Origin of the sequence: uncultured Arcticibacterium sp. (assembly GCF_964021845.1) — a bacterium.
Taxonomy (GTDB): Bacteria; Bacteroidota; Bacteroidia; order Cytophagales; family Spirosomataceae; genus Arcticibacterium.
The window spans coordinates 101,667-114,406 of record NZ_CAXHZC010000004.1 but is presented as its reverse complement, the minus strand read 5'-3'; the positions used below and the strand labels follow the sequence as shown (position 1 = coordinate 114,406).

The 12,740-nt window shown below is 35.8% G+C and carries 12 protein-coding genes; 5 read left to right on the top strand and 7 right to left on the bottom strand.

All coding sequences use genetic code 11. The features are described from left to right. Positions 1-2 precede the first annotated feature (2 nt). Positions 3-1,283, bottom strand: a complete 1,281-nt coding sequence (locus AADJ06_RS12835; protein WP_341226864.1) for a hypothetical protein — start codon at positions 1,281-1,283, stop codon at positions 3-5. A gap of 40 nt (positions 1,284-1,323) precedes the next feature. On the opposite strand from AADJ06_RS12835, the gene AADJ06_RS12830 reads away from it, so the two are divergent. Continuing rightward, on the top strand, positions 1,324-1,890 hold the full coding sequence (locus tag AADJ06_RS12830) for an RNA methyltransferase (RefSeq protein WP_341226863.1): 567 nt from the start codon (positions 1,324-1,326) through the stop codon (positions 1,888-1,890). On the opposite strand, the gene AADJ06_RS12825 is transcribed toward AADJ06_RS12830, so the two are convergent. Further along, on the bottom strand, positions 1,848-4,133 hold the full coding sequence (locus AADJ06_RS12825) for a sialate O-acetylesterase (RefSeq protein WP_341226862.1): 2,286 nt from the start codon (positions 4,131-4,133) through the stop codon (positions 1,848-1,850). The two genes, AADJ06_RS12830 and AADJ06_RS12825, sit on opposite strands and share 43 nt — an antisense overlap. 24 nt (positions 4,134-4,157) lie before the next feature. After that, positions 4,158-5,186 (bottom strand): phenylalanine--tRNA ligase subunit alpha, encoded by a 1,029-nt coding sequence (pheS, locus tag AADJ06_RS12820; RefSeq protein ID WP_341226861.1) that lies wholly within the window; start codon positions 5,184-5,186, stop codon positions 4,158-4,160. Between the two features lie 296 nt (positions 5,187-5,482). Here pheS and AADJ06_RS12815 point away from each other — a divergent pair, with 296 nt between their 5' ends. Continuing rightward, positions 5,483-5,827, top strand: coding sequence for a LytTR family DNA-binding domain-containing protein (locus AADJ06_RS12815; protein WP_341226860.1), 345 nt, complete (start codon positions 5,483-5,485; stop codon positions 5,825-5,827). Between the two features lie 63 nt (positions 5,828-5,890). Here AADJ06_RS12815 and AADJ06_RS12810 read toward each other — a convergent pair whose 3' ends face one another. Continuing rightward, a complete protein-coding gene (locus AADJ06_RS12810; protein ID WP_341226859.1) occupies positions 5,891-6,637 on the bottom strand; it encodes a M15 family metallopeptidase in 747 nt (248 codons plus the stop codon). Positions 6,638-6,724: 87 nt separating this feature from the next. Between AADJ06_RS12810 and AADJ06_RS12805 the strand changes: the two genes are divergently transcribed. Continuing rightward, on the top strand, positions 6,725-7,963 hold the full coding sequence (locus AADJ06_RS12805) for a nucleoside recognition domain-containing protein (RefSeq protein WP_341226858.1): 1,239 nt from the start codon (positions 6,725-6,727) through the stop codon (positions 7,961-7,963). Here the strand turns inward: AADJ06_RS12805 and AADJ06_RS12800 are convergent. Beyond that, positions 7,960-8,169: a hypothetical protein gene (locus tag AADJ06_RS12800; RefSeq protein WP_341226857.1), complete on the bottom strand. Its 210-nt coding sequence runs from the start codon at positions 8,167-8,169 to the stop codon at positions 7,960-7,962. The two genes, AADJ06_RS12805 and AADJ06_RS12800, sit on opposite strands and share 4 nt — an antisense overlap. Positions 8,170-8,227: 58 nt before the next feature. Between AADJ06_RS12800 and AADJ06_RS12795 the strand changes: the two genes are divergently transcribed. Beyond that, positions 8,228-8,668, top strand: a complete 441-nt coding sequence (locus AADJ06_RS12795) for a DM13 domain-containing protein (RefSeq protein WP_341226856.1) — start codon at positions 8,228-8,230, stop codon at positions 8,666-8,668. 138 nt (positions 8,669-8,806) lie between these two features. After that, positions 8,807-9,958: a hypothetical protein gene (locus AADJ06_RS12790; protein ID WP_341226855.1), complete on the top strand. Its 1,152-nt coding sequence runs from the start codon at positions 8,807-8,809 to the stop codon at positions 9,956-9,958. 70 nt (positions 9,959-10,028) lie between these two features. On the opposite strand, the gene AADJ06_RS12785 is transcribed toward AADJ06_RS12790, so the two are convergent. Both AADJ06_RS12785 and AADJ06_RS12780 read right to left on the bottom strand, forming a co-directional pair. Next, positions 10,029-11,585, bottom strand: coding sequence for an Rne/Rng family ribonuclease (locus AADJ06_RS12785; protein WP_341226854.1), 1,557 nt, complete (start codon positions 11,583-11,585; stop codon positions 10,029-10,031). Positions 11,586-11,919: 334 nt separating this feature from the next. Further along, the gene (locus AADJ06_RS12780; RefSeq protein ID WP_341226853.1) at positions 11,920-12,738 is read right to left on the bottom strand and encodes a tetratricopeptide repeat protein; all 819 of its coding nucleotides are present in this window, start codon (positions 12,736-12,738) and stop codon (positions 11,920-11,922) included. Positions 12,739-12,740: the final 2 nt, after the last annotated feature.

The window sequence follows — 12,740 nt, the reverse complement described above, 5'->3', positions numbered from 1 at the left end:
AATTAATTAATTGCTGGACGTTTCACTTTTACAATTACCCTGTTATTAATGGTATGACCGTGATAAGTTTTTGCTGCAAATTGATAATCGCCATCAGGTAGGTAGCCTAAGTCAAATACATTCCCAAACTGTTGAATGTTATAATAAGTTTGACCCGTGCTTACATTTACTAAAAGTTGGTCCGTATCCCAGTTTATTCCTTGGGCAGAAACCGTCACTCTTCCGTCATGTCTTGTCATCGTTGTTACTGTGCTCCAGTGCCCTCCTTGATAATTTCTATAAACGGTATATCGTGAGGCTGTTTGATAGCCATCATCTGAAATATCAACAATAAAGTCTTTCTTAACGGAGAAAGATGGTGTTACCATCATATCTCTATTAGGTCTTACTTGGAAAAGTGGATAAGAATATGTCTCAAAACCATAAAAGTCTCTACCGTTTACCCTAACATTAAGGTTAGCAATATTTCTATCTGCATATAAATTATATACAGGAATATCATTCCATAATGGCCTTCCCTCTAATTCAGAATTAACCATGATGTAATAGTCCTTTGTTGATGGATTAATACTTGGCATAGAATACGTTGGTAAGCCATACCACTCTTCCAGTGTATTTGTATAAACTTTTTGGTTTCTTACATCTCTATATTCCGGACAACCTGCCTTAGTTCTCAAAAGTGTATTTCTTTCCCAGCCATCATAAGGCTCTTGGTAATATTGATAATTTATATCGGAATTAGGAATAACGGGACCAGCTGTGGTCATTAATTTCCAATCCGTTAAGCCTTCAATTTTATATTCTGGAGTATATTTTGAAATCAAATTTCCAACAAAAGAATTTGAAGAAAAGTTAGCATAGAGGTGAGGATTGGTAGGACCATGATTTGAAAAATCTTCACATTGCTTTTCTGTATCAGGGGTTGGGTCGGGGTTTGGATCTGGGTCAGGGTTTGTACCGGGAATTTCACTAACTATTTGAGCATCAAATGAACTACCATACTCTGAATCAAAAAACTCATCAAGGTCAATATATTCTGTAGCCTTAATTTCTAAACAAGCTTCTGAAGAGCCCTTAATTACAGTATTTACAACATTAACCTCGTTTCCATACTCCGTCTGACAGTTTGGGTCATCTACTGTTCTAGAAACCTCAATTTGCTGATTTGAAACAGCCATATTTTGGGCTTCATTATTTTGTGCTTTGGCTTCTGATAAGGTACTTTGTGCCTGCACCTGATAACCTAAAGCTGTGAGAAGTATTATTGATTTTAAAACACGCATATAATTTCTTTTCCTGTATAAACCAAATAACTCAATTATTATGCCATCTACTGAAATCAAAAAAACAAGTATGGAAGAATTAGGGCGAATAAGCCCTAAGGAATTCAAAAAAAGTGATAAAGCTCCCATTTGTTTAGTCCTTGACAATATTCGTAGTCTTCAAAATGTAGGTTCAATTTTCAGAACCGCCGACGCTTTTAGAATCACCAAAATATATCTGTGTGGAATCACAGGACAGCCACCAAATAGAGAAATTGAAAAAACAGCTTTAGGAGCTACAGAGTCAATTGATTTTGAATACTTCAAAACGACTTTAGAAGCGATAAATGCCTTAAAAGAAAATAATTATAAAATAATTTCAATAGAACAGGCTCATAACAGTACCTCTTTAGAAAATTTCAAAATCCAAGCTAAGACGAAATATGCTTTTGTTTTTGGAAATGAGGTATTTGGAGTAGAAGAAACTGTAGTTCAAGAATCGGACGAAGTTGTAGAAATCCCACAATTTGGCACTAAACACTCTTTGAATGTCAGTATTTCAGCCGGAATTGTCATTTGGGACTACTACTCAAAAAACAATTTAAATCTTTTCTCAAGCCCATCATAGTCGAGCGTTAAGAAATAGATTCCTGTAGGCAAGTCTGAAGAAACTCTAATTTTTTGAGGGTAACTCAATTTCTGAATAACAAAGGGGTTCATCAGTATCCTGCCTTTGGCATCTTTTAAGGAAACTACTGCATCAATAGGAACCTCCGATGTTAAAGAAAAATCGCCGTCAATTACAGGATTAGGGTAAACAATTAAACCATTATGCTCAGGGCTTTTTTCATACCTAAATAATTCTGACTTTTCTGAGGCACAAGAAGAGGCGTAAGGTGCTGAATGAACTTCAACGCCCTTAACGGAATAAAAGCCATTTTCACTAGCCAGGATTTCGGATTCAACCTGACCTGCCAAGTCTTTACCTTCAAAAAACCATTGAAAACTTTCATAATCTTCAAGTGAAGAAACACCAACAGAGTAAGGCCCTGATTTAAATAAGGAGGGTGGTGAAGGTTTTTCAAATATCTTTATAGAAACGGGTTCTGAAAACGCTGACTCGCAACCATTTTCTGTAATAGTCAGAACTTGATATTCTCGCTCTCCTACACCATTAATAACAAGTTGGTCACCCCATTCTCCACTGCTCCACCGAAATATTCTATTCTCTGAACTAGCCATAAGCACAATGGACTCTCCATCACAGGCTCCATAACTACCAAATAAGCTAGTTATAGTTGGTGGTTCTGGTGTTGGAGTAAAAGACGCTCGTAGCGTAGGCGACCTAGCGGATTTACATCCATATTGGTCGGTTTGAACTGCATAAACAGGGTCTGTAGTATTAGTCAAAAACTCATAACCGGTGGTACCATCTGACCATTCCACCTCATTGGCTGTGGAATTAATATAAAACCTTGCATTTTTCCCGCTACAAGCTACACCATCATTTTCTGCAATTATACTTGGTGCTGGAGGCACTAAGCCATTCACGGTTACCTTTTCTGTTAAATGATAGTTACCGGTATTATCTCTTAACAAACCAGAAGCATCACCACTGATAATTGACATTGAACTAGCCGTAGAACCATTAACCCATTTATAAGCTGAGAATCCATTTTTTACGGCAGAAATGCTAATCGTATTACCCGAATTACATGCATACTTTAACTCTTCTATAGCTGTTCCTAGGGTGGGCTGCATTGATTGAATTACATTAAAGCTTAAGTCCCTATCAAAAGCATATGCCAGTTCCGTAATACCACTGTAAGATAAATGCACCCCATCCGTTCTAGGATTTTGGATTCTATCTGTAAAAGGACCTGAAAAAACGTTACTATTATCTGCCACAACCTCATTCTGAGCGGCTATAATCTGACCATAGGTTTTATCAAAAATATAGGATGTTCTACTTACCATCCAATTAATGTTTTTCCCTGTATCTGTAGCCACCTTTTTAACTAAAGTATTTAAGCGGTTTTTGTAATCAATTTGTTTGGTATCGAAATCATTCTCCCCTTGCATCCAAAGAATGGTTCTGAGTCCATAAATAGAAACATGATTCTGCAAAGTAACTCTCATAAAAGAGTAAGGAGCACCATTCTCAAAAGCCGTTCCTAAGCCATCATTATAAGTCGGTAAACCAGCTGAACTACTCACCCAGTTTTCAATAGTAGTACCTTCATAAGCTACATTAAAGAAAAGTATAGGAACGTTAAGTTTAGCTGCCAATAAATCTCCAAGCTGTCCCCATGCCCAAGCACTTTGCCCATGAGGCCCAATATTTAATTCCCTATCTAAATGACGAATATCAGTAAGTGTTGGATTTTCAGGTATTTCGTCTTTATTATAATAGCCATAACCATTTACTCTGTCATCAAAAGCTCCCACAGGAGGATTAAAAAGAAGAAAGCCCTGGGCATTTGATTGTCCAGCTACCATAAAGACCTCACCAATTCCTACTTTATAAACTACTGATGAAGATGAAACATTTCCGTTTACTATAGATCTTACCTCTAACCTATACCAGCCACCTACACCTTTTACTTTTCCAGAATAAGCTCCATTTAGAAGATTAGAATCAATGACTTGCCAGTCTGTGGCAACACCTTGACCTGATGTTACAGGCACCAACCTCCCTTCCACCGCATCAGCATTCACAGGACCAATCCCATAGACAGCAATTTCTCCTTGATTAGAATTATCACGTTGAAATATAGCTCGCTCAGAGGGAAAAGCGATGCTTAATTGAGCGTTACCTATTTGAACAAAACCTAATAAAAAAAATAGTAATCCTAAAAGTCTTCCAATCATTATTTTAACACAAACAAATTACAATTAAGCCCCTTGAAACTGTTTTAAGAATCTAACATCATTGTCAAAAAATAGCCTGATATCATTAATATCGTATTTCAACATAGCAATTCTCTCAATACCCATTCCAAAGGCAAATCCTGTGTACTCTTCAGGGTCAATATTGGCACTTTTTAATACATTAGGGTCTACCATTCCAGAACCTCCTATTTCAACCCAACCAGTTTTTTTGCAAATATTACATCCCTCGCCTTTACAGATAAAGCATGAAATGTCTATCTCGGCACTTGGCTCAGTAAAAGGAAAATAGCTAGGTCTTAGTCTTATTTCAGTATCCTTACCAAACATCTCTTTTGCAAAGTGAAGTAGTGTATTTTTCAAATCTAAGAAACTAACATTTTTATCAATATACAAACCCTCAGCTTGATGAAATTGGCAATGTGCTCTAGCGGAAATAGCCTCGTTTCGGTAAACTCTCCCAATCATAATAGATCTAATAGGTGGTTTACTGTTTTCCATTAATCTTACCTGCACATTTGAAGTATGAGTTCTAAGTAAAACATCATCACTTTGTTGCTCTCCCTTTGATACGAAAAACGTATCCTGCATCTCTCTTGCCGGATGATTCTCAGGAAAGTTAAGAGCTGTAAAATTATATCTATCTGTTTCTATTTCAGGTCCATCTTCACTACTGAAGCCCATTCTTGCAAAAATTTCTGTAATTCTCCTTTTCACTAGGGTCAATGGGTGCAGTGCTCCCAAGTCATTATTTAGGTCAGGTAAAGAAAGGTCAAAAGCATTGCTCACACTTTTCTCTTCAACCACCTCAGATTGAAGCTTTTGAAATTTTTCGTCTAGGTTATTCTTTAACTTATTTAACTCCTGCCCAAATTCCCTTTTCTTTTCCTTTGAAACAGTTTTAAACTCGTCAAAGAGCTCATTTAAAGCTCCCTTTTTACTTAAAAATTTTAAACGGTACTTTTCCAAGTCATCAGAATTCTTGACTTTCCATTCTTCCGCCTCTTGTAATATTCTATTTATTGAGTCTAACACTGAACTTTGGTTTTAATAAAAAAGTCTACAAAGATAAAAAGAAACTAAGAATAGTCTCAATCCTATCTAATAGAACATCATAATAGATAAAACATCACTAACTAGCTAAATCTTCAAAGAACATCTACCCAAAGCACTACGTATTTCTACGCTATAATCTCTACTAAAAATAACATTAAGTATTAATTATCAACCAATTAATAAAATTCAGTATTCCAGTCTAAGTTGATTATAACAACATTATGGCCTAACATTGTAAATGAAAACTAGACTTACAATAAAACAAAAGCCAGATAATGCTAAAGTATAATGAGGCTCAAAAATTTAAAGTATTTCTTAAAAAGAAAAGCAATCAAATAAGGCCAGAAAATATTTTACGCCTAGAAGCCCAAGCTAACTACACCTATGTCTACACAAAATCTGGCAAATTCATTTTTGCCAAAACATTAAAATCATTTGAGACCACATTAGACTCAGCTCAATTTATTAGAGCTCATAGGTCTCATTTGATTAACAAAACGCATGTTAAATCTGCATCCTCAAAGGGCCAAGGATTAGTCTTAAAATTAGAATCAGGAATAGAAATTGATGTATCAAGAAGACGACAAAGAAAAGTGAGAAAGTTCTTTGCCTCTATCTAACTCAATAAGATTTTAAAAAGTCCCATAAAAGCAGCTATTCTTTTTATAAGAGTGGCTGCTTTTTTAATTTATCAAAGCAAAATCTTGCTTCGCTTGTAATAAGGTAGTGCTGTTAAAATGCCACCATTCGCTGGTTATTGGCATAAAGCCCGCCTGTTTCATCACAGATCTCAAAATCTCTCTATTAGCTATTTGCTCTTTATTCAACAAACCTTGAGCTAGCATTTCCATTTCTTTTCTTGGATATGCTAAATATCCAAAATAGTCATATTTCGTACCCATATCCAGAAGGCTGTCTTTTGCCACATCATAAATACTTAAGTCAATAGCACAGCCATAATTATGCAATGAACCCACCATAGGGTCGGCCACATAGGCTTTTCTCACATTCACAGGTATACTATCCAGAGCATCCCACAAAATTTGTTGAACACTGTGCGGTCTTACAGCATCAAAAACCATTAATCTAAGATTAGTACTTTGACTTATCAAACTATCACTGGCTACGCCAAGTTTTGCAGCAACAAATTTGGGTAGAAAAGCCTTTTCAAGTTCCCCATAAACATCCTTGCCAAAAAAGTTGTCTTTCGTAGAGTATTTCAAATCAACTAAAATTAGTGGTGATTCCTTCTGAATATCAACCAAACCTTGAGCTATTAAACTTTTTTCCATTGCTCCTATTTCTAGCTCCTTCATAGTTGCCAGCACTGAAAGTCTTTCTTTTTGAGGATTAGATATGGGTTTCTCTGCTTCAGAAGCACAAGAAATGGTTAGAACCAATACCACAAACGACGATAATATTTCTTTCAAAAAAGTCTTTAGAATCATTAAAATCCGATACTTAATAGAGTAATTTGCTCTAAATTTCGTCAATTAATTTTTAGACATCTTCCTTTTATGGTTTTAAATTACGTTTGGTCTGGGTTCTTTATTATTGCCATGATTGTGGCATTATTTAAATACTTCATTTTAAACGACCAGCTGATTTTTGAAACCTTGGTTGCTGGAATTTTTGATTCTGCAAAAACAGGTTTTGAAATATCACTAGCTCTAACTGGTATAATGACCTTATTCCTAGGTATTTTAAAAATTGGCGAAGCCGCAGGTGCAATACGATTTATGTCAAGAATTGTAGGCCCGTTTTTCAACAAATTGTTCCCCGAAGTTCCTAAAGGTCATCCTGCTCATGGTCAAATGATCATGAATTTCTCAGCAAATATGCTCAATCTTGACAACGCTGCTACACCGTTTGGACTCAAGGCAATGGAAAGTTTACAAGAACTTAATCCAAATAAAGACACCGCATCCAATTCTCAAATTATGTTTTTGGTTCTTCAAACTTCCGGTTTGACCCTAATTCCAATTAACATTATGACTTATAGGGCTTCTATGGGTGCTTCTGACCCATCTGATGTATTTATTCCGCTTTTGATAAGTACCTATTTTGCCACAGTTATAAGTCTTATAGTTTTAATGTTTAAACAAAAAATAAAAATCTGGGACAAAACCATTATCGGTTGGATTGGTGGAATTTCAGCCTTTATCTTATTACTACTTTGGTATTTATCAAAACTGAGTCAAGGTGAAATAGAGGGGTTTTCTAAAGTTTACAGCAATCTTATATTATTCTCCGTTATAGTAGTTTTTATCATCGGAGGATTAAGAAAGAAAATTGACATTTTTGACACCTTTATAGAGGGAGCTAAAGAAGGATTCCAAGTTGCAGTAAAAATAATCCCCTACCTAGTGGGTATGTTAGTAGCCATAAGTGTTTTAAGAAACTCAGGGGTGCTTAATGCTATAACTGATGCATTAGCCTTTATTATAGGTAGCATGGGAATTGACACCAGGTTTGTAGAAGCTCTCCCTGTGGCCATTATGCGTCCTTTATCAGGTAGTGGAGCAAGAGGCTTAATGTTAGAAGCTATGGCTCCTGAAAATGGTGGACCCGACTCCTTTATAGGAAGATTGGTGTGTATATTTCAGGGAACAACAGACACCACTTTTTATATTGTGGCACTGTACTTTGGCTCTGTTGGTGTAACCAAAGTCAGATATGCTATCCAATACGGCCTTCTTGCTGATTTTATAGGCATTGTGGCAGCTATTTTGATAGGTTACATGTTCTTTGCTTAATGCCTTCTTCTATAGTTGAACTGTGTTGGCTTTCTGCAACTACCGCTGCTGCAGCCTACATTTAATAAGGTTTGAATTAAAAAACCAAAACCTAAAACATAGAGAAAAAAGCTATGCCCGTAAAAAAATGCTAGGCCTATAAAAACCAATGAGACCACCAAATACGTAATTCGAATAGGTGTCCAGTTTTCTAAAAGATTTTTCATAAAAATTACTGTTTACACTTATTTACGTTTTTTTTCTCATCTAAGTTCTATTTCAATTATGTCAAAGAAAATACTTCTTCCTATTGCCCTTTTTTCAATCCTATTTACAGCATGCAGTAAAACTGATGTAAATCCCCCCGAAATTATAAGTGACGAAGAAATTGCTATGAACAATGGCGATATTGAAATTTTATACAATGGTGACTTCATGGATGCTGCCCACCCAACTTCCGGATTGGTACAGGTTTATGAAGAAAATGGTGTAAAAAAACTACGCTTTACCAACTTCAAAACTGACTCTGGACCAGACTTAAGAGTCTATTTAGCAGAAAACGACGGAGCGGCGAATTTTATAGAAGTAAGTAAAAAAGTTGAAAACGGAACTTTAGAATACACTTTACCTGCCGAAGTTGACCTATCAAAACAAAATCATGTATTGATATGGTGTAAATTATTTAAAGTCAATTTTGGCACAGCTGTGCTTGCCATGCCTCAGTAAAACGCACTGTTTTAAACCGTTATATAAAATCCTTTCATGATTTTAATAATTTGTTAAGACCTTCAGTAATTTTGATTTTCGAAAACAATATCTAGTAAATTGATTTTGAATTCTTTATTAACCTTAACATATACTATCATGAAAGCTATATTTATTAGGTCAATTTTGGTAATGACCGCCTCATTCACATTTGTATCCTGCAGCAAAAGCGGGACAAAAGCTCTCGACAAGGGAGACTACTACAACGCCGTCCTTCAATCTGTAGACAAGCTAAAAAAAGACATTGACAACGAAAAGTCTTTATCGGTTTTGCCAGAAGCTTATACCTATGCCAGCCAAGATTTACTAGCAGATATAAGTTCTGCAAAAAATGCAAACCAACAGTTTAGGTGGGAAAGAGTCTTAGATGACTATTCTAAACTAAATAAAATGCATGACCTTATAGCTCGCTGTATGCCTTGTAGAAGGGTAATTAGCCCTACCTCATATTTCAAAGAAGCAGAAGAAGCAAGAGATTTAGCTGCAAATGAAAGATATATATACGCCAATGAAATGCTGGAGAGAGGAACTATTGAAGCTGGGAGAGCTGCATTTGACTCCTATGAAGAGCTTTTCCAGTTTGCTCCAAACTTTAAAGATGTAAGAATTAAAATGGATGAGGCTCTAAATGCAGGCTCTTATCATGTAGTGGTAGAACAACCAACTATCAACTCTAGAACTTACCAGCTCAGTCATGAATACTTTCAAGAGCAGATTGATGAGTTTCTTAGAGAAAACAAGCGTGTGAATAAGTTTATAAGATTCTATAGCCCAACAGAAGCTAAAGCTACCAAGGTGCAACCTGACCATATAGTGCGATTAGAATTTGTTGATTTTATAGTTGGTGAAACCTTCCTTGAGAAAAAGGAAACAACGCTAACAAGTGTAGATAGTGTCAAAACAGGAACTGCGACTATTAAAGGTGAAAAAGTAGATGTTTATGCCAAAGTAAAGGCCAAGTTTTATGATAACAGAAAAATAGTAAACTCAAAAGGCTTGCTTATCATGCAGATAATTGATTTCCAAAATGATAAACTACTAAAAAAAGAAGAGCTTCCAGGGGAATTTACTTGGGTTAATGAGTGGGCTAGCTTTAATGGAGATGAGCGTGCTTTGACAGATAAGGAATTAGCTTTAACTAAAAACAAAGAAGAAGTACCTCCAGCACCACAGCATTTATTTATAGAATTTAGTAGACCCATTTATGAGCAATTTACTTACAAAATAAAAAGATTCTACGACGACTATTAGCATCTAAAACCAAAAAAAGTCCTGTCGGTATTAAACCAATAGGACTTTAATATTATTATTTTATCCAGCTTTAATTAAGCTCTATTTCTTCTCCATGTGAATTAATAAAATGGAAATCTGTAACTCCTAAAGAAGAATCTTTAGTAAGCTTTATCCATTTCTTATACTTCATCAGCCATTTCATCTGACGTGATATTAAACCTTCTTTGTAATAAGCATAAATAAATGGGTGCAGAATCATACTCACACCAGATTCATTTTGCTTCTCCATCAAATGCTCAAGGTTATTCTCAATAGTATCAGTAACCGCAATACTAGCTTGAATATTACCAGTTCCACTACAAGTAGGGCATTTCTCTTTGGTAATAATATTCATTTCAGGCCTTACACGCTGACGAGTAATTTGAGCTAAGCCAAACTTAGTAATTGGTAGTATGGTATACTTTGACCTATCACCTTTCATCTCAGCCTTCAAAACATCGTTTATTTCACGTCTGTTTTGAGCCTTTTTCATGTCTATGAAATCAACTACTACAATACCGCCCATATCTCTTAAGCGTAACTGTCTAGCTATTTCTTTAGCTGCTTCCTTATTAACATTAATGGCTGTGGCTTCTTGGTCTTCCTCTTTGGTTGACTTATTTCCACTATTAACATCAATAACGTGTAAAGCTTCTGTATGCTCAATGATCAAATAGCCACCACTTGGTAAACTAACAGACTTACCAAAGCATGATTTCAGCTGCTTTTCAATACCATATTGCTCATAAAGCTTTGATTTAGTGCTGTTATGGTATTTTAGGATCTTCGCTTTTTCTGGAGCTATACTTTGAAGAAATGAGCTGATTTTGTCATGGTTTTCTTTATCATCAACCACTATATTGTCAAAATCATCATTCAGCATATCTCTTAAAAGAGAAGCTGCACGATCCATTTCTGTAACAATTCTATCACGAGATTTCGCACTTTTCAATGCTCTTATCCCAGCTTCCCACTTCTCAATACACTCTTCTAAATCACGTTGAAGCTCTTGAATGTCTTTATTCTCAGCTACTGTACGAACAATCACCCCAAAGTTATCTGGTTTGACAGAGTACAATAATTTATGAAGTCTTTGACGTTCTTGTTTACTAGTGATTTTCTTTGAAATATTAACGGCATTCGCAAATGGTACTAAAACCACGTAACGACCAGCTATTGATATATCACAAGACAGTCTGGGGCCTTTAGATGAAATTGGCTCTTTAACTACTTGCACTAAAATTGGTTGCCCTTTAGTTAGTACATCAGTGATTTTACCAAGTTTATCAATTTGAGGCTGTAGCTTAAAACCTTTTAACTTTGTACTAAAAGGTTTTTTATTCAAAATACCTTTGGTGTAGGCATTTAATGATTTGATGTTCGGGCTTAGGTCATGGTAATGAAGAAAGGCGTCTTTCTCATAACCAATATCAATAAAAGCGGCGTTTAGACCCGAAACTACTTTTTTCACCGTCCCTAAATATATATCTCCAACGGCAAAGTGACTCTCTGCGTTGTCGAAATGATATTCAATAAGACGTTTGTCCTGCAAAAGAGCTATCCGCTCACCTTTCTGCGTGGAACTTATAAATAATTCGTTGCTCAAATTTGAGTTAGAATTAAGGGTGATAAATTTATTAGATAAAACTAAAAAAGCAGTAAACAGGTAGATCTATATGAATAGCTCCTCTGCTCACTGCTAGTTTACTTAAGAAGATTGAAATCTATAGTTGCAAAGAAGACTACTTCTTCTTATGTCTATTCTTTCTTAAACGCTTCTTTCTTTTGTGAGTAGACATTTTATGTCTTTTTCTTTTCTTTCCGCAAGGCATAATTTATAAGCTAAATACCCTATCCCACTGGGCAATTTTAAAAATAATTTCTTTGAAAACAACCCCTTTGGGAAAAGGTCAGTTATTATCGAATCGCAAAAGTAGAAATTAGTTTAAACTTTTCAAAGTGTTGTCGATTTCATTTTGCAATACCTCGCCAACATCAAATTTTGAAACTTCTAAAAGAATCTCTTTCGCTTGGGCTCTCTCTCCAGTTTCTATCAAACTGTAAGCAAGACCCAATTTTGCATTAATATTAGTAGGTGACAGACCCAAAACCTGCTGAAACCTAGACACAGCCTTATCATACTGCCCAGACTGCATAGATAATGCCCCCATACTCATAATGGCCGGTATAAACTTCGGGTCTTCGTCAAGCACCTGTCTTAACATCAAAATAGCCTGCATTGGCGAACTTGATGTAGTATAGGTCATTGCCATATTCGTTTTAGCCTGAAGTTGATTTGGGTTAATCTCTAAAACCCGTTGGTAAACCTCTCTAGTTTTTTCTGCCATTTCCTCTCTTTTAATAGGATTTAGCGTCAACGAATATGCTTGGTAATATAAATCTGCGGTTTGTAACCAACTAGCCTCTGTATTACTAGTCTGAGCCAAAACGCCTGAATAGTAAGCAGCACTATCAAAAATGCTTTGCTCGCTAAAGAAATCAACCAATGACTGGTTCATCTCTTCCTCGGTCAGATTTTCCGAGTTTTTAATTGAAGTAAGTGTTTGTTCTTGCTCTGAGCTAAGAACTGTGTGACTTTCAGTATCTTCAGATGAAGAAGTAGTACTGGCGGATTGCTCCTTTGAATCACCATCGGTGCTAATAACAGTTTTAGGTAGAAAATAAAGCCCCACTGTAAGCAAAGCTCCTACCAATAACATAATACCAAAATGATTTTGAGGTTTCAATCCGCCAGACATAA

What these genes read in the sequence shown, in the direction of transcription:
- AADJ06_RS12835 (WP_341226864.1), bottom strand. Translation starts at nt 1,283, where the DNA reads ATGCGTGTTTTAAAATCAATAATACTTCTCACAGCTTTAGGTTATCAG.
- AADJ06_RS12830 (WP_341226863.1), top strand. Translation starts at nt 1,324, where the DNA reads ATGCCATCTACTGAAATCAAAAAAACAAGTATGGAAGAATTAGGGCGA.
- AADJ06_RS12825 (WP_341226862.1), bottom strand. Translation starts at nt 4,133, where the DNA reads ATGATTGGAAGACTTTTAGGATTACTATTTTTTTTATTAGGTTTTGTT.
- AADJ06_RS12815 (WP_341226860.1), top strand. Translation starts at nt 5,483, where the DNA reads ATGCTAAAGTATAATGAGGCTCAAAAATTTAAAGTATTTCTTAAAAAG.
- AADJ06_RS12805 (WP_341226858.1), top strand. Translation starts at nt 6,725, where the DNA reads ATGGTTTTAAATTACGTTTGGTCTGGGTTCTTTATTATTGCCATGATT.
- AADJ06_RS12800 (WP_341226857.1), bottom strand. Translation starts at nt 8,169, where the DNA reads ATGAAAAATCTTTTAGAAAACTGGACACCTATTCGAATTACGTATTTG.
- AADJ06_RS12795 (WP_341226856.1), top strand. Translation starts at nt 8,228, where the DNA reads ATGTCAAAGAAAATACTTCTTCCTATTGCCCTTTTTTCAATCCTATTT.
- AADJ06_RS12790 (WP_341226855.1), top strand. Translation starts at nt 8,807, where the DNA reads ATGAAAGCTATATTTATTAGGTCAATTTTGGTAATGACCGCCTCATTC.
- AADJ06_RS12780 (WP_341226853.1), bottom strand. Translation starts at nt 12,738, where the DNA reads ATGTCTGGCGGATTGAAACCTCAAAATCATTTTGGTATTATGTTATTG.